This window comes from Marinobacter sp. LV10R510-11A, from assembly GCF_900215155.1.
In the GTDB taxonomy this organism is placed as follows: domain Bacteria; phylum Pseudomonadota; class Gammaproteobacteria; order Pseudomonadales; family Oleiphilaceae; genus Marinobacter.
This window is the reverse complement of sequence record NZ_LT907980.1, coordinates 4,262,642-4,289,584: the sequence shown is the minus strand read 5'-3', so window position 1 is coordinate 4,289,584 and position 26,943 is coordinate 4,262,642. Positions and strand designations below refer to the sequence as shown.

Annotated in this window: 21 protein-coding genes and 1 pseudogene; 6 read left to right on the top strand and 16 right to left on the bottom strand. The window is 53.9% G+C overall.

The window, feature by feature from the left end:
• Position 1 precedes the first annotated feature (1 nt).
• Together epmA and efp are read right to left on the bottom strand one after the other, a co-directional pair.
• A complete protein-coding gene (epmA, locus tag CPH80_RS20680) occupies positions 2 to 970 on the bottom strand; it encodes an EF-P lysine aminoacylase EpmA (protein ID WP_096281043.1) in 969 nt (322 codons plus the stop codon).
• A 7-nt stretch (positions 971 to 977) separates the two neighbouring features.
• A complete protein-coding gene (gene efp / locus CPH80_RS20675; protein WP_096281041.1) occupies positions 978 to 1,553 on the bottom strand; it encodes an elongation factor P in 576 nt (191 codons plus the stop codon).
• Between the two features lie 45 nt (positions 1,554 to 1,598).
• Between efp and epmB the strand changes: the two genes are divergently transcribed.
• The 3 genes from epmB (at position 1,599) to CPH80_RS20660 (ending at position 6,954) form a co-directional block, all read left to right on the top strand.
• Positions 1,599 to 2,648 carry an EF-P beta-lysylation protein EpmB gene (gene epmB / locus CPH80_RS20670; RefSeq protein WP_096281039.1) on the top strand — a complete coding sequence of 350 codons (1,050 nt, stop codon included), beginning with the start codon at positions 1,599 to 1,601 and terminating at the stop codon, positions 2,646 to 2,648.
• Positions 2,649 to 2,874: 226 nt separating this feature from the next.
• Positions 2,875 to 4,677, top strand: a complete 1,803-nt coding sequence (locus CPH80_RS20665) for a GTPase (RefSeq protein WP_096281037.1) — start codon at positions 2,875 to 2,877, stop codon at positions 4,675 to 4,677.
• Positions 4,678 to 4,869: 192 nt separating this feature from the next.
• Positions 4,870 to 6,954 (top strand): EAL domain-containing protein, encoded by a 2,085-nt coding sequence (locus CPH80_RS20660; RefSeq protein WP_096281035.1) that lies wholly within the window; start codon positions 4,870 to 4,872, stop codon positions 6,952 to 6,954.
• Between the two features lie 21 nt (positions 6,955 to 6,975).
• On the opposite strand, the gene serB is transcribed toward CPH80_RS20660, so the two are convergent.
• Positions 6,976 to 8,208, bottom strand: a complete 1,233-nt coding sequence (gene serB, locus CPH80_RS20655) for a phosphoserine phosphatase SerB (protein ID WP_096281033.1) — start codon at positions 8,206 to 8,208, stop codon at positions 6,976 to 6,978.
• An 18-nt stretch (positions 8,209 to 8,226) separates the two neighbouring features.
• Positions 8,227 to 10,527, bottom strand: a complete 2,301-nt coding sequence (parC, locus tag CPH80_RS20650; RefSeq protein WP_096281032.1) for a DNA topoisomerase IV subunit A — start codon at positions 10,525 to 10,527, stop codon at positions 8,227 to 8,229.
• A gap of 281 nt (positions 10,528 to 10,808) precedes the next feature.
• Here parC and CPH80_RS20640 point away from each other — a divergent pair, with 281 nt between their 5' ends.
• Positions 10,809 to 11,075, top strand: a complete 267-nt coding sequence (locus tag CPH80_RS20640; RefSeq protein WP_096281028.1) for a hypothetical protein — start codon at positions 10,809 to 10,811, stop codon at positions 11,073 to 11,075.
• Positions 11,076 to 11,108: 33 nt separating this feature from the next.
• On the opposite strand, the gene CPH80_RS20635 is transcribed toward CPH80_RS20640, so the two are convergent.
• Together CPH80_RS20635 and CPH80_RS20630 are read right to left on the bottom strand one after the other, a co-directional pair.
• Positions 11,109 to 11,690, bottom strand: a complete 582-nt coding sequence (locus CPH80_RS20635; RefSeq protein ID WP_096281026.1) for a YceI family protein — start codon at positions 11,688 to 11,690, stop codon at positions 11,109 to 11,111.
• A gap of 54 nt (positions 11,691 to 11,744) precedes the next feature.
• Complete coding sequence (locus CPH80_RS20630) at positions 11,745 to 12,305, bottom strand: cytochrome b (protein WP_096281024.1); 561 nt, start codon at positions 12,303 to 12,305, stop codon at positions 11,745 to 11,747.
• A 451-nt stretch (positions 12,306 to 12,756) separates the two neighbouring features.
• Between CPH80_RS20630 and CPH80_RS20625 the strand changes: the two genes are divergently transcribed.
• Positions 12,757 to 14,052: an EAL domain-containing protein gene (locus tag CPH80_RS20625; protein WP_096281836.1), complete on the top strand. Its 1,296-nt coding sequence runs from the start codon at positions 12,757 to 12,759 to the stop codon at positions 14,050 to 14,052.
• On the opposite strand, the gene CPH80_RS20620 is transcribed toward CPH80_RS20625, so the two are convergent.
• The 10 genes and pseudogenes from CPH80_RS20620 to CPH80_RS20585 form a co-directional block, all read right to left on the bottom strand.
• Entirely contained in the window at positions 14,042 to 15,814 is a 1,773-nt protein-coding gene (locus CPH80_RS20620) for an SLC13 family permease (RefSeq protein ID WP_096281022.1), read from the bottom strand. The two genes, CPH80_RS20625 and CPH80_RS20620, sit on opposite strands and share 11 nt — an antisense overlap.
• A 100-nt stretch (positions 15,815 to 15,914) precedes the next feature.
• Positions 15,915 to 17,810 (bottom strand): DNA topoisomerase IV subunit B, encoded by a 1,896-nt coding sequence (gene parE, locus CPH80_RS20615; RefSeq protein ID WP_096281020.1) that lies wholly within the window; start codon positions 17,808 to 17,810, stop codon positions 15,915 to 15,917.
• Between the two features lie 115 nt (positions 17,811 to 17,925).
• Positions 17,926 to 18,069, bottom strand: coding sequence for a protease complex subunit PrcB family protein (locus CPH80_RS23475; protein WP_143752943.1), 144 nt, complete (start codon positions 18,067 to 18,069; stop codon positions 17,926 to 17,928).
• Entirely contained in the window at positions 18,069 to 18,560 is a 492-nt protein-coding gene (locus CPH80_RS20610) for a hypothetical protein (RefSeq protein WP_096281018.1), read from the bottom strand. The genes CPH80_RS23475 and CPH80_RS20610 overlap by 1 nt, the downstream gene beginning before the upstream one ends.
• Positions 18,538 to 20,004: a S8 family serine peptidase gene (locus CPH80_RS20605; protein ID WP_157746922.1), complete on the bottom strand. Its 1,467-nt coding sequence runs from the start codon at positions 20,002 to 20,004 to the stop codon at positions 18,538 to 18,540. Before CPH80_RS20605 ends, CPH80_RS20610 begins: the two co-directional genes overlap by 23 nt.
• 149 nt (positions 20,005 to 20,153) lie before the next feature.
• Positions 20,154 to 20,747 carry a TRAP transporter large permease subunit gene (locus CPH80_RS23470; RefSeq protein WP_227520283.1) on the bottom strand — a complete coding sequence of 198 codons (594 nt, stop codon included), beginning with the start codon at positions 20,745 to 20,747 and terminating at the stop codon, positions 20,154 to 20,156.
• Positions 20,707 to 21,879, bottom strand: coding sequence for a hypothetical protein (locus CPH80_RS23465; RefSeq protein ID WP_227520282.1), 1,173 nt, complete (start codon positions 21,877 to 21,879; stop codon positions 20,707 to 20,709). Before CPH80_RS23465 ends, CPH80_RS23470 begins: the two co-directional genes overlap by 41 nt.
• Before the next feature lie 169 nt (positions 21,880 to 22,048).
• A complete protein-coding gene (locus CPH80_RS20595) occupies positions 22,049 to 23,059 on the bottom strand; it encodes a putative solute-binding protein (protein WP_096281014.1) in 1,011 nt (336 codons plus the stop codon).
• Positions 23,060 to 23,133: 74 nt separating this feature from the next.
• Positions 23,134 to 24,096 (bottom strand): annotated as a pseudogene (locus CPH80_RS23460) (hypothetical protein).
• A gap of 270 nt (positions 24,097 to 24,366) precedes the next feature.
• A complete protein-coding gene (locus CPH80_RS20585) occupies positions 24,367 to 25,020 on the bottom strand; it encodes a TetR/AcrR family transcriptional regulator (protein WP_319823049.1) in 654 nt (217 codons plus the stop codon).
• Positions 25,021 to 25,143: 123 nt separating this feature from the next.
• Between CPH80_RS20585 and CPH80_RS20580 the strand changes: the two genes are divergently transcribed.
• A complete protein-coding gene (locus CPH80_RS20580) occupies positions 25,144 to 26,940 on the top strand; it encodes an acyclic terpene utilization AtuA family protein (RefSeq protein ID WP_096281010.1) in 1,797 nt (598 codons plus the stop codon).
• Positions 26,941 to 26,943: the final 3 nt, after the last annotated feature.

Below are 26,943 nucleotides of genomic sequence, written 5' to 3'. Positions count from 1 at the left end.
TTCAGGCTCGCTCTAGTGGGAATGCTATGACATCTGCAATGTCACGGGTTCCCATTTTCAGCATCAGTAAACGATCAAGCCCCAAAGCCACCCCGGAGCAGCCTGGCAAGCCGTGCTCTATCGCGGCCAGGAAGGCTCCGTCTATGTTCATTTCGGGTTTTTTAGCGGCTCGGCGCAAGCGGTTGTCTGCTTCGAAGCGGGCTCGCTGTTCTTCGGCGCAGGTGAGTTCCCAGTAGCCGTTGCATAGTTCCAGACCGTCGATGTAGAGCTCGAACCTGTGCGCTACGTCGAAGCCGTCAACGTTGGTGATTCTGGCCAGGGAGGCTTGGGAGGCCGGATATTGGGTGATGAATATCGGGGCTTCAGTACCTAGGTTGGGTTCGACGGCGAAGCTCATTAGCAAGTCCAAGCAGCCGTCGCGGCTGAGGTCTTGTAGCTGTTCGGGTTCCAGCCATTGGCGACAGCGTTGGCGCAGGTCTTCTTTGGAGATGACAAACGGGTCTATGCCTGCCCAGTCGATCATTGCCTGGCGATAGCTTGTGGTCTTTGGTCTGGGGCAGTTGAGCCAGCCGCACACCAGGTCGGAGACTTCTGCCATCAGGGCTGTGTCGTCGAAGCCTATACGATACCACTCCAGCATGGAAAACTCTGGGTTGTGGCGGCGGCCGCGTTCGCCGTTTCGGAAGACTTTTGATATCTGGTAGATAGATCCTGCGCCTGCGGCCAATAGGCGTTTCATGTGGTACTCGGGAGAAGTTTGCAGCCAACCGCCTTCAACGCCCTGGGCGCTGACCTTTGCGGCGATGCCATCGAGGTTAGGATCTGTTACGCCGCAGCGTCCTAGTACAGGGGTTTCGACTTCCAGTACATCACGCTGTGCAAAAAAGCCGCGCACGAAGGCTGATTGTTGCGCGCGGCTTTTCAGGGCTGCCTGGGCGACAGCTGGTTGCCAGTCAGGCTGGTTTTTCATATCAAAATCAGCTGCTTTTTACTCGGTTTACGTACTCGCCAGAGCGGGTATCCACCTTAAGCACTTCGCCAATGGTGATAAACAGAGGTACGCTTACCACGGCGCCGGTAGACAAGGTTGCTGGCTTGGAGCCACCTTGGGCTGTATCGCCTTTCATACCTGGGTCGGTCTCAACCACTTCCAGCTCAACAAAGTTGGGCGGGGTGATGATCAGAGGCGCATCGTTGTATAGGGTTACGGTGTAAACATCTTGCTCTTTTAGCCACTTGAGCGCTTCGCTAACGGCCTTTGCATCGGCGGGATACTGCTCAAAAGAGCCGTCGGTGAGCATGAAGTGCCAAAATTCACCGTCGGTGTAGAGGTATTCCATGTCCTGTTCGACAACGTCTGCTGCTTCGAGGCTTTCGCCAGATTTGAAGGTACGCTCCCACTGTCGGTTGTTCATCAGGTTGCGTAGCTTAACGCGGTTAAACGCCTGGCCTTTACCTGGTTTTACGAATTCGTTCTCGAGCATGATACAAGGGTCGCCATCCAGCAAAACCTTGAGACCGCTGCGAAATTCGTTGCTAGAATATGAAGCCATGAAATGTCCACCTGCCAAAATGCTGTTTAAAATTCAAAGGCCGCTATGATACAGCGAAGCCCTGCCCATATAGAAGCCCAGCTTTCAGACGATGATAATCGGAGCTGGCAACAATTGCTTTCCGACTCGATAACCTCACCACAAGAGTTGCTTGCGCGGCTGGATCTACCTGCTGATAAGTGGCTGGCTGGGGCCGAAGCGGGGCACCGGTTGTTTCAAACCCGGGTTCCCGAGCCTTTTCTGGCACGCATGGAGAAAGGAAACGCCGCAGACCCTTTGCTGCGCCAGGTGCTGCCCTTAAACCTTGAGACAGGCGCTGCAGAGGGGTTTGTGACTGACCCGCTGGAGGAAGACGGCGCCATTGTGACCACGGGCCTGATTCGGAAATACCGCAGCCGTGCCCTGCTGATGGTCACCGGCCAGTGTGCGATTAACTGTCGCTACTGTTTTCGCCGGCACTTCCCCTACGATGAACAGCGCCTAGGCCCAGCCGACCGACAGCGGGTGCTGGATACGCTTGCGGCAAGCCCGGAAATCAATGAAGTTATTTTCAGCGGCGGCGATCCGTTGGCGGTCAGTGATCAATTGCTGTCCCAGTGGGCTTCGGCCATCAGCAACATCCCTCATATCCGCCGCATACGCCTGCATACCCGCCTTCCGGTGGTGATACCACAGCGAGTGTGTGATGCACTGCTGAAGTGGATCAGCAGCACACCAGTGCCAGTCGTGATGGTGTTGCACGTCAATCATCCGGCGGAAATTGATCATGCCACACGCCGAGCGCTAAACCGTCTTCGGTCAGCGGGCGTAACGCTGCTAAACCAGAGCGTGATTCTCAGGGGCGTAAATGATAATGCGGATGTGTTGGAGAATTTGAGCGAAACACTGTTTGAGGCGGGCGTTCTGCCCTACTACCTACACGCGTTCGATCCGGTCGCGGGCGCTCAGCACTTTGATGTTCCAGATAAAGAAGCCCTACTATTGGTTCAAGAACTGCTGTCCAGACTGCCGGGGTTTCTGGTTCCACGACTGGTTCGCGAGATTCCAGGAAAACCCGCAAAAACACCGATCGACCTTTTTTCTAATGATCTTTAAAGGCGTTTGCACCAAACTGGCCCAATATCACATGTCAAACATTGTCAACATATGACTTTCTAGCTTTCTTGTTCTGGTTTGCTATTTTAAAGTCCAGTACCGTCTATTTTGTAAAAATATGTATTCGCGGAGTCTTCCTGATCAACCGGCTTACTGCAGCGATATTTGCTGTGCCGGATGAGAGAGCCCGGAATACGAAACGTTGTCTTAATATTGGCGCATATTCATGGAAGGCACGATCCTGAAACCAGATCTACGTGTTCCCGAGCAGAAAATAGCAAGCTTGTCGTTCTGCGATACAACGCCAAAGGCCTTCAGGTCATGGACTAAACAGCTTCCTATGGCCAATATTGGCGAAGTATCGCGCCAGCTCTACCACGCGATCATTGAGCTCAATCAACTTTTTCTCGCGCCCCAAAACCGCCTGCAATTCCTTGAGCTCATTCGCGAAAAGATTCACTTCGTTTGCAGTGAGCTCTCACGCCATTACCTGGGGCTTGCGGTTGCCTTACCGGAAAAGCAGCGCAAAATTGCCAACCTGGCCCATGCGCTTCAACTACATCTTGCCAGTGGCTACAAGCTTTGCCTGCTAGAGGTTCTGGACGATGGTGGGCTAGATAAGAACCGCAAACTGATTACTACAGCCATCCACCGTGCAACGTCTGAACTCGCCTCGACCATTCTGCGGTCTCATCAACTCTATTGCCCGAGCCCCGCGCACAGTTGGTTGGAATGCCATCGCATGTTTCGGTTTGCGCATCGCAACAAACTTTCGGGGGTCACTGTAGAAGACAGCAGCTTGAAGCAAAGGCAGGCCAGCACCGTCGCGGACAGCTACAAACGCCTGTTGCTCCTGGGCTGCGCTAGGCCCAACCAGCTCAGGCAAACGGAGTTGGTTCAGGCCTATGATTTGTTTGAGTCTTGGACGGAGCATTCCAGCTGCGGGCCAGGCACCGGGGAAGACAGCCTTTTTGTTGTGAACCTAGAGAGCGACAGCTCCCCAATCTATAGAAGCTTGCTGGAAAACAAACCTGGTAACGAGAGTTACGGATTCGATACCAGGGAGCTGGCGACCATGATTGCTGACGGCCTGGACGCAAGGCTCAGTCAGCAACCGGCCCCCGAAACACTGAAAATACCAGGCAATGTTAACGAAACCTTGCTCACTCACCTAAGCCAGGCTCTGGGCATTCTAGCAAAGCGGAACTTCAATCGAATTGCTAGCCAAGGCACGCTTGAGATCTGTGTCGGGCTGACCGCTACGCACTATTTTATAGCCGGGGAGAAGTCGTTCACTGAGTTTGTAACCGGCAATGACAACAACGCAGAGGACGACGAGAACGTCTTTATCCGAGCGTCTCGCAAGCGCGACGATGCCTGGTCCGGTGCCCACGATGCGGGCCCTAGCGATGAACGCCTGCACGCTGCGGATACGCCGATCAATTTCCGCGGCAGCTTCGGGAACACGCCTGCAAACGATAAAAACCGACCCAAATCACACTCAGCGCTACTGGTAAACACCAGCCCTGGTGGTTACTGCGTATCATGGGAGGCGAGCGTTCCACCCTCCATGCAGGCGGGAGAAGTTCTTGGCATACGTGAGCAACGCTCACACCCATGGAGCATCGCCGTTGTTCGCTGGATTCGGCAAATCCGCAATCACGGTACTCAGATAGGCATCGAACTACGGGCTCCCAGCGGCTCGCCCTGCGGTGTTCGGCTGATTCAAAAAGTCGGGAGCAGCAGCGAATATCTGCGCGGCCTTTTACTTCCAGAAATCAGTGTGGTCAACCAGGCTGCCACTTTGATTACTCCTCGGCTACCGTTCCAGCCAGGCAGCCGAATCTCCATGCTGCATGGTGGCCGGGAAGATCAAGGCCAGCTAACGAAAAAAGTATCGTCCACTGGCAGTATCAGCCAGTTTGAACTAAAACTTCAGAATAATGCCGCAACCTCTGCCCCAGCCGGCTCGCCATCGCCAAGCGGTGCCAGCGAAGACGATTTTGATTCTCTGTGGCCATCTCTCTAAACACCTCTGGCGGATGCCCCGTAAATCCGCCAGAGGCTTGTTATTAAGCCTCAACCCCTGCATTATTCAGCGATAGTGATCGTCCGGTCTCGCAGCACCAGCTCACAGTTTCCATCAAGATACTGTATCTAAGGCAGAGCAATTCTCTGCCGTGGCCGGCCCAGCCAACCTGTATTACGAGACCTCTTAGGAATGCAGAAACAGAACGCGACCGTACATCTCCTGATTCTCGACCCTTCACAAAATGATGCCGAATCCCTAATAAGCTTGCTGAGAAATGCCGGCAAAGCCACAAGGGCGCACCGCATTACGTCTGAAGAGGATCTGGAAGAGACTCTAAAAAACGGCAACTGGGATCTGCTACTGGCTCGGGATGTTGAGCAGGATTTCTCTGCAGATAATACGCTGGCCATGATAAAGCGCATGGACAAGGACATTCCCTGCCTGTTTCTTACAGCAGAAGAAAGCCGGGAAAGAACGGTAGCGGTGATGAAAGCCGGCGCCCAGGGCACCGTGCAATTCGAGCACAGCGACCTGCTGGTACTTAAGGTTAAACGTGAGCTGACGGCGCTTGATGATCGCCGCCGCCGCCGCGCTCTGGAGTCTCACCTACGTGAAGCCGAACAGCGATGCCAGCTGCTTCTAGAAAGCTCCAAAGATGCCATTGCCTACATCAATGACGGCATGCATATTTACACCAATCAGTCCTACATGGAGTTTTTGGGCTACGACGACATTGACGACCTGATCTGCATTCCCGTGCTCGATACGCTCACATCTGAAAGCCAGAAAGACTACAGAACCTTCATGAAGTCCTTCGCAGAGAAAGGCGAAGACGGCATGACGATGAACTGCACGGCAAAGCGCAGCGATGATCATGAGCTGAACGTAACCATGTCCGTCTCCGCTGCCACCTACGACGGTGAAATCTGCACACAAATCGTGCTTCAGCCGGAGCATAGCGATGCCGAGCTGGAAGAGAAATTACGCGAGATCAGCAGTCAGGATCTGCTCACCGGTCTATATAACCGTCAATATCTGATGAAAGAGCTCGAGCAGGCTATTGCCGATGCGGGTAAGAATAACGAAACCGGCGCACTGGCGTATATCGCGCTCGACAATTTCATGGCCATGAAGGGCGAGGTGGGGATTTCTGGCGCGGATCTGCTGCTGGGCGACCTAGCCGCTCTTCTGAAAAAAGAAGCTGGAGATGATCTGATGCTGGCGCGTCTCAGTGATGATGCATTCGGCTTTCTATGCCTCCCTTGCGATGAAAAATCCCTGACCAGTCGATGTGAGCAGGCTCGCAAAGCGGTGGATGAACACCTGTTCGATATCAATGGCAGAACCGTTCCACTAACAGTCAGCATCGGTGTTGCATCAATTACTGAGAATTCGCCAAAAGCGGAAGAGTTGCTGGCCCGGGCACACGTTGCTTCTTCGGAAGTACGCAAGCAGGAAGGCCAGTCTCAGGGCAACGGTATCCGCGTTTATAATCCGGCAGATTACGAAACGCTGGATGACAGCAGCTCTATTGAGGCGATACTAAAGGCGCTGGATGAGAACCGCTTCCGGCTGTTGTTTCAGCCCATTATCAACCTCCGTGGTGAGGGCGAGGAGCACTACGAAGCTTTCGTTAGAATGCTCGACAAGGATGACAAAGAGGTCTCGCCCTACGACTTCCTGCCTCCCATGGGGCCCAGTGATACCGCCATCAAGATCGACCGCTGGGTTATCCTGCAGACTATAAAGCAGTTAGCCCGCCACCGTTCCGGAGGCAACGATACCCGCATGTTCCTCAACGTGACGGCTGAGACTATACAGGACAAAACCTTTACACCCTGGCTGAGCGTGGCGCTGAAAGCCGCTCGCCTGTCTGGGGATTCGCTGATTTTCCAGATCCGCGAAGGCGATGCGAACAACTACATGAAGCAGGCCAAGGAGTTCACCAAAGACCTACATCAGCTTCACTGCAAAGTGTCCATTGCCCAGTTCGGTTGCGCACTGAATCCGTTCAACACGCTGAAACACATTGATACGGATTACGTGAAGATCGACGGTTCCTTTACTGAAGAAATCCAGAAGAATGGCGAAGCCAAGGAGCAGGTAAAGGAAATGGTAAAGAGCCTGCAAAGTGCCGGCAAACTCACCATTATTCCACTGGTAGAAAATGCCAGTCTTCTCGCCACACTCTGGCAAGCTGGCGTGAACTACGTTCAGGGTTACTACCTTCAGGCTCCGGCTCCGGAGATGAATTACGACTTTAGCGATAACTGAGGCTGACTGAGAAACGCCGGCTCAGAAACCGGCGTTCTTCAGCCCCTGATTGGTTTCACTCTCGCGAAAGCCAATCAGGTAAAGAATGGCGTCTAGGCCAAGCGTCGAGATAGCGTGCCGGGCAGATTCCTTAACCAGTGGTTTAGCCCGAAACGCAACACCCAAGCCGGCTTGGCTCAACATAGGCAGGTCGTTGGCACCATCGCCCACCGCGATTACCTGTTCGCGGGAAATATGCTCCTTCTCGGCAATTTCCAGCAACAGCTCCGCCTTGCGCTTGCCGTCTACAATCTGGCCAGAAACCTCACCGGTTACCTTTCCATCGCGGATCTCCAGCTCATTGGCGTATACGTAATCGATGCCCAGCTTCTCTTGAAGATGTCGGGCAAAATAAGTAAAGCCACCAGAGAGAATCGCGGTGCGATAACCTAGGGCTTTCAGGCTTCGAATAAGGTGCTCTGCCCCTTCGGTCATCTTCAAGCGACCTGCAACCCGCTCCAGTACGGACTCATCTAGGCCCTTAAGCAGCGACAGACGCTCAGCAAAGCTCTGACTGAAGTCCAGCTCCCCCTGCATCGCGCGGTCGGTGATCTCTGCAACCTGGGCGCCCACACCGGCCTCTTCGGCAAGCTCATCGATCACTTCGGCTTCAATGAGGGTAGAGTCCATATCAAAGACCACCAAGCGGCGGTTGCGGCGAAAAATGGAATCTTCTTGAAACGCGATATCCACATTCATCTCACCTGCAATATGCAGGAAATCAGCCCTCAGCTGCTCAGGATCCGACGGCGTGCCCCGTACGGAGAACTCCACGCATGCAATCCCATCACTGGACGCGTTGAGTGAAGGTCTCGCAGAAAGCCGGGAAATGTTGTCAATGTTCAGGCCGTGGCGAGCGGTAATAGCAGATACCCTAGCAATCTGTTCCGCCTTGATGTCGCGGGACAACAGAGTAACGATGTAACAGGCTCGATTACGGCCCTCAGCCCAGGAGTGGTACTCTTCGATGGTAATCGGAGCAAACCTCACCTGAAGATCCAAGGCGTGAAAACGGAACAGCAGGTCACGGATGACGGGCGAGGATTTCGACTCATCCGGAATTTCAATGAGAATCCCCCAGGTTAGATGGTCGTGAATGACCGCCTGCCCTATATCAAGAATCCGGACATCATAACGCCCCATGATGCCGGTAATTTCCGACGTGAGCCCTGGTTTGTCGCGCCCGGACACGTTAATTAGAACAAGTTCACTCACTGTCGGTGCTCTCCATAATCAGAACTTTCCATCATCAGCACTGTCCTCTTCCTTTGCCCGGGCGGCAGAGGGGATAACATCAATCGCATCAACACGCTGCAAGCCGCGAGGCAGCTTGTGCCCACGCCGGCCACGCTCGCCAATATAATGCTCAAGATCGGCGAACTGCAGCCCCATCTTGCGCTTGCCCGCACGAATCTCCAGCTGGTCATCCTTGCCAAACACGGCGGTCGCGACCACATACTCCTCACGGTTTTGTACCCGTGCAGAGGGGATACTGATGATCTTGTTACCCTTGCCCTTACTCAGCTCAGGCAGTTCGCTGAGCGGGAATACAAGCATTCTGCCTTCATTGGAAATCGCCCCCAGAAAGAGGGCATCCTCGGTGTTGGGAATGATCACCGGCGGCAATATTTTCGCGCCCTTAGGCACACTGACCACCGCTTTGCCATTGCGATTTTTGCTGATCATGTTACTCAAAGAGGTCACAAACCCGTACCCGCCGTCGGTCACCAATAGCGTCTTGCGTGCAAGGTCACCCATAAGCACGCCGGAGAAGCTCGCCCCCGAAGGCGAATTAATCCGGCCGGTCAGTGGCTCCCCCTGCCCTCTCGCCGAAGGTAAGCTGTGGGCCATCAGTGAGTATGCCCGGCCGGTGGAGTCCAGAAAAATCGTTTGCTGGTTGTTGCGGCCACGGGCAACTAACGAAAAGCTATCGCCGGCCTTGTAGCTCAGCCCGTCCGGATCTATATCATGGCCTTTGGCGGCGCGTACCCAGCCTTTATCTGAGAGAACAACCGTAACGGGATCGTTGGAAACCAAATCGTTCTCGCTGAAAGCCCGGGCCTCGCCACGTTCGACAATCGGAGAACGGCGGTCGTCGCCATACTCTTCGGCGTCTGCCAACAATTCGCTCTTGATCAACTCTCGCAAGCGATCCTCGGAGCCAAGAATAGCCTGTAGCTCGTCTCGCTCTATGGCCAGCTCATCTTGCTCACCGCGGATTTTCATTTCTTCAAGCTTGGCCAAGTGGCGCAACTTCAGCTCGAGAATGGATTCGGCCTGGTCCGCAGACAACCCGAATCGCTCCATAAAGACCGTTTTGGGTTTATCTTCGGTGCGTATAATATGGATGACTTCGTCAATATTCAGGTAGGCAATTAAAAGGCCTTCAAGAATGTGCAAACGCGCCAATATTTTATCCAGCCTGTGCTGCAGACGACGAGTGACAGTGGTACGCCGAAACGCCAGCCACTCCGTAAGCATCTGGCGCAGGCCTTTCACTCCCGGGCGCCCATCGTTGCCAATAACGTTGATGTTTACTCGGTAGCTTTTCTCAAGATCGGTGCTGGCAAACAGGTGAGCCATCAGCCCGTCGAGATCTACCCTATTAGAGCGCGGCACAATGACTAGTCGGGTGGGGTTCTCGTGATCAGACTCGTCGCGCAGATCCGCCACCATAGGCAGTTTTTTGATTTGCATCTGGTGCGCAATCTGTTCGAGCACACGGTTGCCAGAAACTTGGTGTGGCAAGTCGGTAACCACAATCTCACCGCTTTCCCGAACCCAACGAGCACGCATGCGCAGCGAGCCACGGCCGGTTTCATACATCTGGCGCAGATCCTTGCGGGGCGTAATAATTTCCGCATAGGTGGGGAAGTCCGGGCCCTTAACGTGCTCGCACAGCTGATCAACGGTTGCCTCGGGATCATCCAACAACCGAATACAAGCGGCTGTTACTTCCCTTACATTATGAGGCGGAATGTCCGTCGCCATACCCACGGCAATACCTGTAGTGCCATTTAATAGTACATGGGGCAATCTTGCAGGCAGCACCGAAGGCTCGTCCATGGTGCCGTCAAAGTTGGGCGTCCAGTCTACAGTGCCTTGCCCCAGCTCTGCGAGTAGCACATCCGCAAAGCGTGCCAAGCGGGACTCGGTGTAACGCATAGCGGCGAAGGATTTAGGGTCATCTGGCGCGCCCCAGTTACCCTGGCCGTCTACAAGCGGATAGCGATAAGAAAATGGCTGCGCCATGAGCACCATGGCTTCGTAACAGGCGCTATCCCCGTGCGGGTGAAACTTACCCAGAACGTCACCCACGGTACGGGCAGATTTCTTGTATTTGGACGTGGACTTCAGGCCCAGCTCTGACATAGCGTAAATAATGCGCCGCTGAACCGGCTTCAGCCCGTCCCCGACACTGGGAAGTGCGCGGTCAAGAATGACGTACATGGAGTAGTCGAGATAGGCTTTATCCGTGTAGTCCTTGAGTGAAACCCGCTCAAAGCCTTCATCCGTTGTCTGAAACTCTGGCATGGATGCCTCTTTTTTGCCTGTATTGCCTGATTTTGAAAGAGTCCGTGATGCTACCCTGTGCGCCCGGAATAATCACGGGGCCTGTGCAGTGGGACATTATATGGAGCACCGGGCTGATACACCAACAACCTGCGGATTTATGGGCCAAAATGGTTCATCAATGTCCGAAGCCATCGATTCCAATAGCGGAATTCCCGCATGGAGAGTCTGTAAGGTGCGCCGTATGCTCGTGGTTAGTGATGAATAGAAGACCGTTTTTCCTTCAAAACAAGCGGAACACTATGAAACCCAATCTCAAAGCCTGCGGGCAAGCCATGGCTACGGCAATGGCGAATGCGGCACTGGCCGTCGCGCTGATGCTTCTAGTGGAATTCGCTATCAGTGGCAGCTTTCAAGTTCCTGCAACCTATCTCTGGGCGGGACTGCTTATATGGCTGGTTATTTTCGCCGCTCAGTTTTGGCGCCAACGACATCTTTGCCGCTCCTGCGAGACATCCCAGGAAGCCGAAGGGGAACTGGAAAAACAGACAGGCAGATTCCGGGTATAACCCCGGAACCTGTTATCGCAGGTGCAGCCAAATTTACTGGCGGATACCTTCTACGGAGATAATAATTTCTACTGTCTCGGACGCCTTCCCGAGGCTCATCGGGATGCCGAAGTCTTCAAGTCGTAGCTCAGTTTCCGCCTCAAATCCCATGCGATAGCCACCCCACGGGTCTTTACCATGGTCCAGCATTTCCAAGTCCAAGGTAACCTCACGGGTGACACCGCGAAGTGTGAGATCGCCAACAATATCCGCTTCGCCTTCGTCACCAAGCACCACCCGCTTGCTCTTGAAACTCGCTTGAGGGTACTCACTCACGTGCAGGAAATCTTCACTTCGCAAGTGCTTATCACGCTCGGCGTGGTTCGAGTCCACACTGGACGTATCAATGGTTACATTCACAGAGCTGTTTTCCGGATTTTCAGCATCGTAAAAAAACTGACCATCGAAATCATTGAAGCGACCATAGAGCCAGCTATAACCCAGATGAGAGATCTTGAACGTGATGAACTGGTGAGTGTCTTCATTATCGAAATCATAGGTGCCGCTGTGTTCACTGGCATGCACACTCCCTATAAGCGTCATGGAAACAGCCGATGCTAGCAGTAACTTTTTCATAATTTCTCCTTTTAAAAAACGGAAACGCTCTGATTCATAGCAGCATTGCACGAATCAATTATCCTGTCGCTGCGGAACAAGCATCTGGCGCAGGGTATTATCACGGTCGATAAAATGATGCTTCAGCGCCCCCGCTGAGTGAATCAGCGCCAGAGCAACCAAAGCCCAGGTGCTCCAGTAATGTACCAGCCCTGCAGTATCTTCAAGCCGTTTAACCTGCCCTGTCACGGATGGTACGTCGAACCAACCAAATACGCTCACCGATGAACCGTCGGCGGTTGAAATCAAAAACCCACTCACCGTCGCTACAAAAACAAGAACATATAACAACCCGTGAGCGGCGTAGGCGCTGGCAACCTCCCAACGCTTATGCCCCGCCAACGGAGCAGGCGATGCAGTCAATAAACGCCAAAGCAGCCGAAATACCGTCAAGACAAACAACAAAACGCCAATACTGCGATGAATGTCTGGAGCACGCTGGTACCACTCGCTGTAGTACGTTAGGTCGACCATCCAAAAACCCAAAGCAAACATGCCAAACACTGCCACAGCAGCAACCCAGTGAACAATAATAGCTAGCCACCCGTAACTGGTAGATGTATTAATTATTTGCATAGCAACTAATGCCTCATATTCTCCATCGGGAATTGAAGTATCTTGGATTCAAGTAAGAAGCCACATACGGGTTGTACGGATTGTTAAAACTTATGAACTCGATAGACTTTATCCATGCTTAACTGCCCCGTCGGGGGCCTCATTGAACGAGAGGACAAGACATGGAACTTGAATTCGACGAATCCGTTGTAATCCCAAGTAATAACTGAGTTTACGTGGCCCCTGTTCGGGGCCTAGCTACCCCCTTCAGTTCACACTCACTATTGAATAATTGCAAACCTCTGCCAGTTTCTTCATGAAATAGTGGTAATGCTCTCTTATTTTTGGCAACCTCCCTTCCAACTATCAGTTTACTCAGGTTTTTCCGGTTTCAGCCGTGACTGATCAGTGGCCGTTCAGGCGCTTTTTTCAATAGCACCTGATGCATTCGTTCAATGGCTCAAAACTCATTATGCAGTACGCCCTCCCGGAAAATCTGACAGACCCAGAACTGGACATGCTATCGCCAATGTTACACAGAAACGGCGATGTCTGGACGGCGGACTTTCGCGGCCTGATTCTGAGCACGGCTCTACAGCCCATTTACAGTATTTCCCACAAACGAACCGTTGGCTACGAAGCCTTGATTCGGGCGCTGGATCCAGACAGCGCCAGTGTTCTTCCGATTCACCTTTTTGAGCTACCAACCTCAGATGCTGAGGCCCTCCTCCTGGATCGGCTCTGTCGATATCTGCACATCCAAAACTGCAGCGGCCTAGAGGACCAACTCAATTGGCTGTTTCTGAATGTTTCCCCCCGAGTTGTAACCAGTGGTAGCCAGACAGATTCGTTTTTCGGCGAATTGCTTGCGAAAACCAAGCTGCCACCACACAGGATCGTTATCGAGATTGTCGAGCAACCAACCGATGACGCCGAACGCCTGCGTGAAACCGTTGCCTACTACAAGCAGCTGGGGTGCCTGACGGCTATTGACGATTTTGGCGCTGGGCACTCCAACTTTGAGCGAATCTGGAATCTGTCACCGGACATCGTCAAGTTGGATCGAAAACTACTGACCCGGGCAACAGAAGACCGCAAGGCACGACAAATACTAAACGGTATAGTTTCGCTGCTGCATCAATCGGGGTGCCTGGTTTTACTGGAGGGTGTAGAAACCAGCGATCAGGCCATGATTGCCATCGATGCCGGCGTGGATTTTGTTCAAGGGTTCTACTTCTGCCGTCCCAGTACTGAACTAGCACAGCTCTGCAATACATCCGCAGATTTTGACCAGCTACTGCGAGAGTACAAAGCGCGCCACCAGATAACCCGTGACCCGACCCGCCAGCTGGTGGATTTTTTTCAACGGGATTTTTATAAAGCCACCGAGCAACTGCAAACCGGCGTCACTATGGCCCAGGCTTGTAGCAAGCTGCTGAGTCATTCCACGGTTTCACGCTGTTATCTGGCGGATGATAAAGGCGTTCAGGTTGAGGACACATTGATATCGGACACCGAGGCCCGAAGCCGAGACCCGCGATTTAAGCCGCTTGAGAGCACCAACAAGGCGGACTGGTACCGGCAACAGTATCTTCAGCAGGCATTGGCTCAGCCTGGCAACCTCCACGTTACAGCACCCTATCTCTGCGTAACCGGCGCTTATATGTGTGTCACCCTGTCACTGGGCTTTACTCACGAGAGCGAGCTGCGCGTGCTTTGCTGCGACATTCTAGCCAATCAGCCTGCACCTTCGGTTATCACGGGCTGATTCCGTACACCACGGAAATGACTGCAACAGATACCAGGCCAATGAACACATTCATTGGCAGGCCAACACGTACGAAATCCCCGAACCTGTACCCACCAGGGCCGAACACCATCATGTTGGTCTGATACCCAAGGGGCGTGGCAAAGCTGGCCGACGCGGCCATCATTACTGCGATAACAAACGGTTCTGCCTCAACGCCCATGGTACTGGTCATCGACAACACAACCGGAATAACCAGAACGGCCGCCGCATTGTTGGTGATAACCTCCGTAAGCACAGAGACTGAAAAATAGACCATGAACAAAGCCAGTAATACGTGCCCCTTGCTGAGGCTTAGAATGGCACCTGCGACGTAACTCGCAGCCCCGGTCTCCTGCAGGGCAGCGCCCAGGGCAAACGAAGCACCAATGGTAAGAACCACGGGCACATCCACTGATTTCTGTGCTTGGCCTACGGAGCAGCAGCCACTCAGGATCATCAGAGCTGCTCCCATCAAGGCAGCGTTGAGCATACTGAGAACACCGCAGGCGACCAGCCCCACCAGCACAACTAAGACTCCCCAGGACAACCAGGCACGGTCGTGCCTTGGAGCCTCGGTTCCCAGATCGTTTATAAGCAGAAAGTCATTGTTGTAGCGCTGCCGGCTTACAAACGCGGGCCGAGCTTCCAGCAAAAGCACATCGCCAGGTTTGAGACGAATATTACCCAGGTTTCCGGATACTCGGGCACCACCCCGGGCGACCGCCAACACCACCGCTCCGTAGCGCTCCCGGAAACGCGCGTCGCGAATCGTCAGACCCAGCACTTCTGACTGCGGAGACAAAGCCGCCTCCATCAGGCAGCGCTCTGCACGATCCTGGCTCAAACTGGGTTCATCTGCGTGCACCGAAGGCACGATGCCGTTAATTCGCAGCAGGTCCGAGATTGCTTGAGTATCACCGGCAAACACCAGCCGGTCGGCGCCACACAGGCGCTCCTCAGATGGCACCGCCGTTACCACGCTACCATCACGTTCAATTTCTACCAGGTAGAGGTGCTCAAGCTCTCGCAGGCCCGCCTCGCCTACTGTCTTGCCAACTAACGGCCCATCAATTGCAACCGCAACTTCCAGCGTGAATTCTCTCATGGAGCCAAATTTGTGTCGGTCTTCCCGGTTTGGCAAAGCCCTGGGCATAAACAGTAAGATTGCAGCAATGCCAAGAACTGCAACGGGTAAGCCAACGGCCGTGATGGAGAAAATGGAAAGCCCAGCATCACCGGTCAACTGTTGGTACTGGCCATTAACAACCAGGTTGGTGCTGGTACCAATCATGGTTAGCGTGCCACCTAGAATGGCAGAGTAGCTCAGGGGGATCATAAGTTTGGATGGTGCAATGCCGATCTTCCGGGACCAGGCATGAATGGCGGGAATCATCGTCGCCACAACGGGGGTGTTGTTGAGAAAACCGCTTAACAGTGCAACTGGAAGAGTAATGCGTGCCTGCGCCGAGCGCACGGTCTTGGGGTTTCTGAGCAGGTACCTGACCAGCAAATCAACGCCGCCGGAGTGGTGTATGCCAGCCGCCACCACAAACAGAGCGACAACCGTGATCAGCCCTGTGTTGCTGAAACCCATCAGTGCCTGGTCGGGCGAAATGACGCCACTGGCACTGAGCACAACGAGCACACCCATCATCACAAGATGAGGTGCATACCGCCCTGAACTCATGAGTAACAGCGCGACGCCTGCCAGACCCAGAGCAAACCAGCCTTGCCAGTCCATTTACGATTCTTCCCGATCAGAAAACCGGAAGAATAACGAGTTTATTGAATACTTAAAAAGAATAACGAATTATTCTTATAGATCAAAATAGCATAAGCTATCAGCCAGCTACATCCGCCATGTTGCCATAGGTTTCCAGCCAGGCTCTGCGGTCTGAGGCGCGTTTCTTGCCTAGGAGCATGTCCATATGGCTGTCCGTATCGTCTCCGTCTTCGATGGTCAGCATAACCAGTCGACGCGTATCTGGTGCCATGGTGGTCTCACGGAGCTGAAGTGGGTTCATTTCACCCAATCCTTTAAAGCGGGTTACCGAAATCTTTCCTCTGCGCTTTTCTGCTTCAATGCGGTTAATAATGCCCTGTTTTTCTGGCTCGTCGAGTGCGTAGAAGGTTTCCTTGCCCACATCCACACGATAAAGCGGCGGCATGGCGACGAATACATGGCCCGCGGCAACAACCGGGCGGAAATGCTTAAGAAACAGAGCACACAGCAGAGTCGCAATGTGCAGGCCATCAGAATCCGCATCAGCCAGGATGCAAACCTTGTTGTAACGCAGGCTGTTGAGCTTGTCGGAGTTGGGATCCACACCTATAGCTACGGCAATGTCATGAATTTCTTGGGAGGCCAAAATTTCGCTGGAATCTACTTCCCAGGTATTCAGGATTTTTCCGCGCAGCGGCATGACCGCCTGGAACTGGCGATCGCGGGCCTGTTTAGCAGAACCACCAGCGGAGTCGCCCTCAACCAGAAACAATTCAGAACGAGCGGTATCGCTGCCGGAGCAGTCCGCCAGCTTGCCGGGCAAGGCGGGGCCAGATGTTACTCTTTTGCGGGCCACTTTCTTGCCAGCCTTAAGCCTGCGCTGAGCATTGCTGATGAACAGTTCGGCCAGCGCTTCGGCCACATCGGTGTGCTGGTTCAGCCATAAACTGAAGGCATCCTTGACCACACCAGAAATAAATCCGGCGGCCTCCCGTGAGGACAAACGCTCCTTTGTTTGCCCGGAAAACTGCGGCTCCTGCATTTTGAACGAAAGCACATAGGCTGCTTTTTCCCAGATGTCCTCGGGAGACAATTTAACGCCCCTTGGCAGCAGGTTACGGAACTCGCAGAATTCGCGCATGGCTTCCAACAGCCCGGTGCGTAAGCCGTTTACATGGGTGCCACCTTGAACAGTGGGTATCAAGTTAACGTAGCTCTCCATAAGCGCCTCACCGCCTTCCGGCAGCCACTGAATTGCCCAGTCAACAGCGTCCTTGCTACCGGAAAAGCTGCCGGTGAACGGCTCCAGAGGCATGACTTCAATATCTGTCAATGCAGAACGGAGATAATCTCGCAGGCCCTCTTCATAGAGCCACTCGTCTTTCTCGTCGGTTTTTTCCTGCTTAAAGGTCACCGTTAAACCGGGGCAAAGCACCGCTTTAGCGCGCAGGTTATGACGCAGACGGCTAACCGAAAAATTGGGGCTGTCGAAATACGTTGTATCCGGCGTGAACTTAATGCGGGTGCCTGTATTGCGCTTGCCAACGGTATCAATAACTTCCAACTCAGAGGCTTTGTCGCCATTGGCGAACGTCATCCGATGGAGCTGGCCGTCGCGCTTTATGGTTATCTCAAGGTGTTTAGAAAGCGCGTTCACGACCGAAACGCCTACACCGTGCAGCCCCCCCGAAAAATTGTAATTGCCCTGGGAGAACTTGCCGCCAGCGTGCAGCCGCGTAAGGATCAGCTCAACACCAGACACCCCTTCCTCTTTGTGGAGATCAACCGGCATACCGCGGCCATCATCTTCAACACTCAGCGATCCATCGGCATAAAGCACAACGTCAATACGGCGTGCGTGGCCTGCCAGGGCCTCATCCACACTATTATCAATGACTTCCTGGGCCAGATGGTTCGGGCGGCTGGTATCCGTGTACATGCCTGGGCGTTTGCGCACCGGGTCCAAACCGCTCAGTACTTCAATGGCATCGGCGTTGTATTGTTGCTGGCTCATAGACTGGAAGGGACTCCGCAGGAAGAAAAAATTCGTTCCCATAGCTTAGGGATTCGCGGCCAAAGATCAACGGCTGATTGCCTCTTGTATGATCAACTCATTCGCGGCAGGATCTTTAAAACTTAATCACAAGATCCCTGTCGCGGACACCTGACACTCGAATCTCCGGCCAGTCAATGGCCGGAACCGCCACCACCACACAGGGCGAAGTGATAACCTGCGTAACCATAGTTCCGGGCGCAGGCGAGCGCACAGCCATCAACGCTCTGCTCCGATTATTTTGGGTGTTGCCTTACGCGTCACATCACTATCTATCTCACTCTCTGACCCGCGCTGTATCAGCTTATAGCCCCTGAACCCAGGGCGGGGCAAGATGTCGGGTGTCGCAACAGATATGGTGGGCCGCGAATAACTGGTTGTCATCCGGATGCCGGTGATGGGCTCCCCCCGCCTGACCGTAACTTCCTCCCGGAGCCCGGCCACTGGGTACTCCGCACAGGCTTCACCAGCATGGCAAATCAGCCCATCGTTATCCAGATCGGATCCTGCAACAAGAATATAGTTACCCGGCGGGACCTCATTCAGCATTTTCGGCTCAGCACCATCGTCCGGTAAAAATGAAAACTGATACTGCCCGTTCTCTGCTACGGCGCTGGCCTGGGCGGCAGTTGTGTAAAGATCGCCGTCAGGCTCTGGGTCAACCAGCAGAACGAAATGTCTGCCTGCATCACGAGCCTGCTGATCTGTCACCCGCTGGCCTATGACGGGGATTTAGAGTTAAATTGATCTCAAAATCGGTTCCAGAGCCCTCGTTGACCAGAGGTGAATCCAGTCGTAGCCATGGAGCCGCCACGGATACGGAATCAATGATGATGTCATCCGGATTACTGCCATAAACATTCAGGCTCACACTCGCAGACAGCTCCCCCTCCGTTGAAAGGCTCACAATGGAGGGAGACGCCGTTAAGAAATCCGATACCGTGCCTGTAGATGCGGCCAAAGCCGACTTACCCGCATCCAGAAGCCCCCAGCCCAGCTCAGTCGACTTCGGACACATTGGGCTGCCGCAATCCGTGGCGGTAAGATCCCCTACCACCAGCTTGATATTCAGCTTTTCATAGTTGAGTGACGAATCAAGATTCTTCATCAGCGCAAAAACGGCAGACACGTGGGGCGCTGCCATGGATGTGCCCTGCAAGCCGATATAAGTTTCCTGAAGAATGCCGTTTACCAGGCTTGCGCTGGTGCTGCTGATCAGATCACTGCGACCATCAGCGTTATCATCACGGCTGGCATCGCCGCCGGGCGCGGCTAGGTCGATCCAGTCACCAGAATTCGAGTAAGATGCCAAAACACCCGCGCCATCGACAGCGCTGACGGCAAACACCTTTCCGTAGGCAGCAGGATAGGACGCAAGCGTAGAAGCGGAATTACCCGCCGCCGCGACAAACACAATGCCCCGCCTGGCCCCGTAATCAATGGCATCCCTCAGCCGGGGCTGGAAAGGAAGTCCACCGAGACTCAGGTTGACGATATCGGCTAGGGGCTCTCCATCCGTCGGGCCCGCAACCCAGTGCAAAGCCGCCAGCAGATCTGCTGATGAACCCGTGCCGCCCTCACCCAGAACCCGAACAGGGAGCAGCGAGGCGTTGTAAGCAATACCAGCGCCAGCTGCCTCAACCTGCACGGTATAGATTCCTGCAACCTCAGCATTCGGTAACGAAACCCGAATCGAACCCGGTTGGTTATCGGTAGAAACGGTTTCGATAACACGGCTGCCACTCAACAACGACAAAGTCAGCGGAGAGACACCCTCACGTGTTGAAAATGGCTGAAGATAAATGGTTTGCCCTTCTCGCAAAGTCATGGAAAAGGCATCAACAGGGTCGGCCGGATAATTTAATTCGTTAAAACCGGGGTATGTCCCGCTGCTCGCGCTTATGTAGCCCGCCAGAATGAATTCCTGTGGCAGAAGCTGCGAGCGGCGCAGGGGGGAAGCGCTCAACGCCAAAGTACCCGCATCGTCTGAATCTACCCGCGTACCGGTTTCAATGTCTATGATGCCCGACAACGCAACATTGGCGAGCGCTGGCTCATTGCCGTTAAAACTGCCATCACAGCCGAAAAGTGCAGCAACCAACGTCGCCAATATGGAATACCTGAAAAACGCTGCTGCCTTTGAGTTAGCCGGCATCCGCATTAGCCCCTGTTTTTTGTGCAAGTCCCAAGTATACGTGACCCACGTTTAGCCAGATGTTAAGGAACACGCAAGCCTGAGCACGGAGATACAAAAAAGCCGCCTCAGGAAACCCCGGAGGCGGCTTTAACTATAGAGCACAATCCTTACATCGCGTAGAACAGCATCGGCACAAAGGCGACCAGCAACAGCGTTGGACCCATTACCGCAATGGGCAACAACAACCGCTCGTAGCGATGCCAAAAAGACCCAACGCGCTCTGCCGCAAGCACTTCCGTTTCGCCAACAACCTGGCGGGTTAGCAAGTGGTTCAGCGCCACTGGAGGACTGAGATAGCCCAGCTCAAAGGCCACCAAGCAAACAATCCAGAAGTGCAGTGGATCAATACCTAGTTGGATCGCTGGCTGCGCAATGGTCGCCGAAACCAATATGACCGCGCCAAAGGGATCCATAACCATGCCGATTGCCGTGAGCATGACGACAATCACCAACATCGCAAGCCAAGGGCTGGTCAGATGTTCCGGGAACAGGAAATGAACGATATCAGAGCGCTCAAGAATGCCTCCCAAACAAATGGAAAAGCCGATCAGTGCCAGCAAGGCGCCGATATGCACGGCGGAATCACTAGCTGCCGAGCAACTTCGATCCCAAAAGGCTTTAAAGCAGGTTTCATTGTTTTCACGGCTGCTGCTATCTGCATCAAGAAACACCAGAGCAAGCATCACGATTGGCAGAATCAACGGCGCGCTGTATTCGTTGAATCCAAGATGACAGGCCAAGCACAGCATATATAGTGAATATCACTGCAACAGCAAGCGCCACATAAGGCAACAAAGGCATAAGCTGGCGCAGCGATGCCTTGAAAGCACCCGGGGGCGGGCGTGGTCGCCAATTGCCTTCCGTTTTACACACGATGAAGGAGAACAGAGTGGCCGAAAAAAGGAACACCCAAAAGCCCCAATCGTACATCTCGGTGGTGGTAATTTCCTTGTTAAGGGCCGCAACCACCACAATCAGCAGGCAGGGGTTGAGCACCACACCGAGGCTTCCAGACATAGCGGTTGTGGCAAGCGCCAGTTGCCGCCCAGCACCTGCCCTACGCAGCTCATCGTAAACCACACCGCCAACGGCGAGAATGAAAATGCCGGAGGCCCCGGTGAACGCCGTCGGGAATGCCGTCGCAAATATAATGACCGACGCCAGCATGGGCGCAGGCAGGTTGTACGGCTTGATCACGTTCAACAGCAACTCTGGCAAACGGGTCTGCTTCAGAACCATACCCACTAGCACATAGAGCCCGATATTGATAAACATCGAAGACAAGTTGGACATCATGCCAAAGTAGATGGCAAGCCCCGAGGCATAGCCATCCGCAAAGAAGAAGTAGCTCATGGCAATCAAGCCCATGACACAGTAAAGCGGTATCACCAGGCCTGAAGATAGCGCCAGCCCGCCGACTCGAATGCGCTTTGGAACATACAGAAAGCGTATGGCGTTGATCACCATGAACAGTCCGAATACGCCTGCGCACGCAAACTGGAGCATGGCTGTCGAGTCAGTCCCCGGCGAACTCGACAGCCGGCCCAGATAGGCATGCATTGAGAACACCATGGTGCCATTTACAAAGAACTGTACAGCCTGGCTAAGGCGCCACTCTGATCGGTTTCTGGGCAACCTCAGTGCTATATGATCGGCATCCAGCGCTGCCACTGCGGCCGCCATCGCAAAGATTGCGATAAACAGATACTTAGTAAGCTCTATGTTCTCCAACAGAAAGGTCGCGAACCCCTGCTCAACGGTTTTGAAAACCCCCAGCGCGGGCGTAGCCTTCTCAATGTTGTTCTGATACGCCGTATGTTTATCCGCGCACAACGCAAGGTTACGCTCCAGCGAGGTGCGAATGAAGTGAATTTCCCATGCCCAGAAGCAGGGTAAAAGACAGCAGCAACAGCAGAATAGCCCCGTGTATTTTATGCGCGGGGTAAAGCGTTCGCGCGGCTGGAGCTGTCAATGCTCGCCAGTTCATGCGTAATCCGCCCTATTATTCCCGGTTTTCCGAGGTGCACTCTGAAGCCGACGGGTTGCTTGCGCAGCGAATTTTGCTCAGCAAACCCAGCATCTTGTTGTGATACACATCGGGCGCACCATTAAGGCCGTCGCGCATTTCGATCCGGTTCTGGCGGAACATTTCTTGGTATCCCTGAATGTCCTTTTCTGGAATGCGGATCCACTTTTCTTCGGGTATCGCCTCTTCCTGCTTTTTGATCAGGTTCATGGCTTGAGGATACATTCCCCAAGCCACCTGACGAGCGGCTTGGGCGGTTTCATCATCCAGCACGCCTTCGCGCGCGATGATCTGGATAGTCAGCTGTGCCAGGGGGTAATCCACAATGCCGCCTTTATCGCCCAAGCCTTTGTAGAGCTCAAGTGCTTCGTACGCGAAGGCCGGTGCGTAGGCTGTATCAACCGAACCGTTATTAAACTTGCCCGCAAAGTTGGTGATATCCGAAGGCACCACCGTTGCCTTAACGAAGTTCACCATATGGATAGCGTCTTTCTGATAGTCCAACGTCGCCATGCGCTTACCAGCCAGATCGCCCGCTGTATCCATGCTGCGGTCGTTAACAAACAGGTAGCCCGCACCGGCAGGCACAATGCCTAATACTTCATAACCGTCCTGTTTCATAAGAGGGGCAGCTTTAGGCTGCGCCAATGTCGCCAGAAGCGTTTCTAGGTCATCGTAGGTAGGAAGCGCGCCAACGGCACTTACGGTTCCTGTGAAGCGGTTAAAAGGGCGCGTGCGCAGATCCGTCGCAGCCACGGCATCGCACTGGCCGGCATTGAAGTCACCCACAGCAACACCCTCATCGGTGTAAGGATTAAGCTCAAAGTCCACACCGTGGGATTTCATCTCCAGCGCATAGTCCTTAACCATGTTGTAGATGTCACCGTTTGCGCCAATCACATCGAACACGCACATTTTTACGGTCTGGGCCGACGCCAATGGCGCCACGGCTGCAAGAATCAGGGCAACGAGGGATTTGCGGATCATAACGACCTCCGGGTCATTTTTGTGTTTATTGTGAGTGCATTAAGCGGCCGAATACGGGCGCCGGAACTGCTGGCTCAGAGCAGATCGTCCAGGCTCATGGTTTCAATGTTTTCGGTATCACGTTCCGGGCTCATTTTGCCGAAGAACGTCTGCGGTGTGCGGTAGCCATAATGGGCAGTCCAGTGCTTGTCTGAGGAAAAGCGGATGACCCCTTCGGCTACGTGATCGACCAGCCGGTATTCGTCCCAAACCTCAATCGTGCTGTCTGCCTCCGTGAAACGACGGATAACATCAGCCAGCACTTCCGGGCGGCCAAAGGGTTTCGGCAGCAACAGCTTCGATAGCCATGGAGGCACGAATGCCCGCTTTTACACCAAGGGCAGAGCTGTTTTTCAGCACAATCCAAGGGTCTGGTGACAGCTCTGGCTGGGTATCCGGCAACAATAGCCACACCAGTGCTCGAACGGCATTGGGCAAGCCCCCCAGTTTTTCGTTGTCGACACAGGTTGCTGCACGCTCCGCCTGGGGCGCAATATTGCGAGGTATTCCCGCGCGGGCTCCGGAATTTGCATCATTTACTACCGCTTGCATACCGGTCAGCAAACCAAGCAGAAACGTTATCTCGTCCTGCTCGCTAAACAGAAACGGGCACTCAAGAGGCTCTTTGGAGGGATCGAAATCATAGGCCGCCATGGCTCTGTGGAATGCTAGCAGGCGACGCTCGGCGGTGAGGGCGTATAGGCGTTTCGTTTGTTCGCGGGCATCTTTGGCGGCCGGCACATTGCCTTCGTAATCCGCGAAAAGGAATACAGCAAGGGATCGATGCCTTCCCCAAGCGCGCATGCCATTTTCGGGTCAGACATCTGCATAACATAAGGCGTGGCTTCACCTTCGGAGTAACCTGCAAGTACAACCCCGGTGGTTTTATATATGGGGTTTGCGGAACAGCCGGCAAACACAACTGCCGTTGCCAGTAAAACCAGTTTACTGCGTACCATCGCTAGACGGCCTGCATGAATTGCCAGTACGGACATCATAGATCACCCTGCTCTTCTTTGTTTTTATCAGCGTGAACCACAGCGAGTTCTGTGATTCCGGTGGGCAAGAGTGCGTTGAAAGCTGTCTTACAAAAATGGCTCGTTTGCCGACTCGGTCATGCCGATTAGGCCAATAGTCTAATAAGGAGGGCGTTTTGGATAATATTATGATTTAAAACAATGGCTTTACAGAAACCAATAGGTCGGCGCTCATTCAATGAGTTTATTACGGATAGACAACTAGCATCTTTTAACCTGCCAAATGGCAGCTCAGGGCTGATTCAGGCCCAACATCGCAACCACCTGATCGGTCAGGCCCTCTGGGGTCAGGCCACCGCGTTCCGGCCGATACCAAGTTACTGTCCAGCTCAGTGCGCCCGTAAGCATACGGCGTACCACAAACGGATCAGCGATCAGAGAACCGTCTTCATTTAGAGCAGTCAATACATCCAACCACAAGGCTTCGTATATATCGCGCAAGGTCAGCACTTCTGCTTGGGATGCTTCAGACAGGCTGCGCCACTCAAAAATCAAAACCGCCATCGCTTCGCCGGTCTGGCCGTTAATGGATTCCAACTCTGCGCGGATCAATGCCCGCAACTTCTCACGGCTTGAGTCAGCCGCGCTCATAGCTGCCCGCATAACAGCCGTATTCAGCCTTATTGTTTCAACCATTACCGCCTTCAGAATTTCTTCTTTGGCACGAAAATGATGGAACAAACTCCCGGATTGAATGCCTACGGCCGCTGCCAGATCCCTGACAGTGGTTCGCTCATAGCCTTTTTCACGGAATAACCTAGCCGCCTCGCGGAGTAGACGACCCCGGGCACTGTCCGGATCAGAAACCAGATTGTCAGCAATGAGTGACTGAAGAATTTTCTCTTGATTCACGGGCATACCCAGTGGCTTTAATGGAAGAGTCATTCTACCTGACATTTACCTGTTTACATACCAAGCGCTTGCTTGGTATGGTCTGATCAATGGATCAATCTATGGCCTGCACCCAAGCACGAAATGCGGGCCAACACTGAAACAGGATGCATAAACATGGCTGACTCCCCAAAAACGGTTCGTATCGGTTGTTCCTCAGCATTCTGGGGTGACACTGAAACCGCTGCAGCACAGCTGGTTCACAAAGGTAACATTGACTATCTAGTTGCCGACTACTTGGCCGAAGTTACCATGTCGATCATGGCTGGCCAGAAGATGAAAGACCCCAGCCAAGGCTATGCCCGGGACTTTGTCGAAACGGTTATGGGCCCTTTGCTTGGCGACATTAAAGCAAAAGGTATTCGCGTGCTGGCCAACGCCGGTGGCGTGAACCCGGTGGCGTGCCGTGATGCGTTGCAAGCGTTGTGCGAAAAAGCCGGCGTAGAAATGAAAATTGCCCTAGTGCTCGGTGATGACCTACTGCCGAAAAAACAAGCCCTAAGCAAAGCCGGCATAACCGAAATGGCCACTGGCGAGCCCATGCCGGCAATGATGGTAAGCCTGAACGCCTACCTTGGCGCACCGGGTTTGGTGGAAGCTCTGGAACAGGGCGCCGACATTGTCCTGACCGGGCGGGTTGTAGACAGCGCACTGATACTTGCGCCGCTGGTTCACGAGTTTGGCTGGGATTGGAAGGACTACGATAAGCTGGCCCAAGGCAGCCTCGCCGGTCACTTGCTGGAGTGTGGCGCACAATCAACGGGCGGCAACTTTACCGATTGGGAAGATATCGCCGACGGCTTTGCCGATATGGGTTTCCCCATTGCCGAAGTCAGCGCAAACGGTGAATTCGTTATCACCAAACCTGAAAACACAGGTGGCCAGGTAAGCCGTGGCACTGTGGCCGAGCAACTGGTTTACGAAATCGGCGACCCGCGCGCCTATCTGCTGCCAGACGTTGTTTGCGACTTTACCGAGGTTGAGCTCGAAGAAAGCGGAAAAGACCGTGTAACCGTGCGCGGTTCCCATGGCCTGCCCCCCACAGACAGCTACAAGGTTTCAGGAACCTGGCCTGATGGCTTCAAGTGCACAGCTACTTTCTTGCTTGCTGGCATTGATGCGCCGAAAAAAGCCCAAGCCGTTGCCGAAGCAATTCTCACTAAAACGTCCCGACTGTTCCAAGAGCGCGGCCTGGCCGATTACACGGAAACCAGTATCGAACTGCTGGGCACCGAAACCACCTATGGCAAGCAGGGTCGTGGCCAGGAATGCCGGGAAGTTATCGTCAAAATCGCCACAGCGCATGCGAAAAAAGGGGCACTGGTGCTCTTCTCCCGGGAGATCGCCCAGGCAGCCACCGGCATGGCGCCAGGCCTGACTGGCATTGTGGGCGGCCGCCCTGCTGTCATACCTAAGATACGTCTGTATTCGTGCTTGGTACCCAAGGATGAAGTAGGTGTGTCGGTTGACCTTAGCGGTCAGGTGACCCCTGTTGATATCGAATCGGCAAGCGGATTCCAGCCCGACCAGATCGCTGCGCAGTCCTCAGGCAAATCAGCATCTGCAACCGACACCACTGTTCGCTTGGTCGACCTTGCTTGGGCCCGCAGTGGCGACAAAGGCGATCACAGCAACATTGGTGTTATCGCCCGCAATCCAGAATTCGTTCCGTTTATCGAAGCGGCACTAACCGAAGAAGCCGTAGCCGAATGGATGGCCCACACCCTAGATCCCGAAACCGGCAAGGTTACTCGCTGGGCGTTGCCTGGGCTCCATGCGTTCAACTTCCTTCTGGAACACAGCCTAGGTGGCGGCGGCATAGCCAGCCTGCGTATAGATCCGCAGGGCAAAGCATTCGCCCAACAATTGCTCGAGTTTCCAGTGCCGGTACCTGCCGGGCTGGTTCGCGCCTGAACG

Coding starts and splice junctions, on each gene's coding strand:
- epmB (WP_096281039.1), top strand. CDS start 1,599: ATGATACAGCGAAGCCCTGCCCATATAGAAGCCCAGCTTTCAGACGAT.
- CPH80_RS20620 (WP_096281022.1), bottom strand. CDS start 15,814: ATGGACTGGCAAGGCTGGTTTGCTCTGGGTCTGGCAGGCGTCGCGCTG.
- epmA (WP_096281043.1), bottom strand. CDS start 970: ATGAAAAACCAGCCTGACTGGCAACCAGCTGTCGCCCAGGCAGCCCTG.
- parE (WP_096281020.1), bottom strand. CDS start 17,810: ATGAGCCAGCAACAATACAACGCCGATGCCATTGAAGTACTGAGCGGT.
- parC (WP_096281032.1), bottom strand. CDS start 10,527: ATGCCAGAGTTTCAGACAACGGATGAAGGCTTTGAGCGGGTTTCACTC.
- CPH80_RS20580 (WP_096281010.1), top strand. CDS start 25,144: ATGGCTGACTCCCCAAAAACGGTTCGTATCGGTTGTTCCTCAGCATTC.
- CPH80_RS23475 (WP_143752943.1), bottom strand. CDS start 18,069: ATGGCTGTGCGCTCGCCTGCGCCCGGAACTATGGTTACGCAGGTTATC.
- CPH80_RS20660 (WP_096281035.1), top strand. CDS start 4,870: ATGCAGAAACAGAACGCGACCGTACATCTCCTGATTCTCGACCCTTCA.
- CPH80_RS20625 (WP_096281836.1), top strand. CDS start 12,757: ATGCAGTACGCCCTCCCGGAAAATCTGACAGACCCAGAACTGGACATG.
- CPH80_RS20605 (WP_157746922.1), bottom strand. CDS start 20,004: ATGCCGGCTAACTCAAAGGCAGCAGCGTTTTTCAGGTATTCCATATTG.
- CPH80_RS20665 (WP_096281037.1), top strand. CDS start 2,875: ATGGAAGGCACGATCCTGAAACCAGATCTACGTGTTCCCGAGCAGAAA.
- efp (WP_096281041.1), bottom strand. CDS start 1,553: ATGGCTTCATATTCTAGCAACGAATTTCGCAGCGGTCTCAAGGTTTTG.
- CPH80_RS20635 (WP_096281026.1), bottom strand. CDS start 11,690: ATGAAAAAGTTACTGCTAGCATCGGCTGTTTCCATGACGCTTATAGGG.
- CPH80_RS20630 (WP_096281024.1), bottom strand. CDS start 12,305: ATGCAAATAATTAATACATCTACCAGTTACGGGTGGCTAGCTATTATT.
- CPH80_RS20640 (WP_096281028.1), top strand. CDS start 10,809: ATGAAACCCAATCTCAAAGCCTGCGGGCAAGCCATGGCTACGGCAATG.
- CPH80_RS20585 (WP_319823049.1), bottom strand. CDS start 25,020: ATGACTCTTCCATTAAAGCCACTGGGTATGCCCGTGAATCAAGAGAAA.
- CPH80_RS20595 (WP_096281014.1), bottom strand. CDS start 23,059: ATGATCCGCAAATCCCTCGTTGCCCTGATTCTTGCAGCCGTGGCGCCA.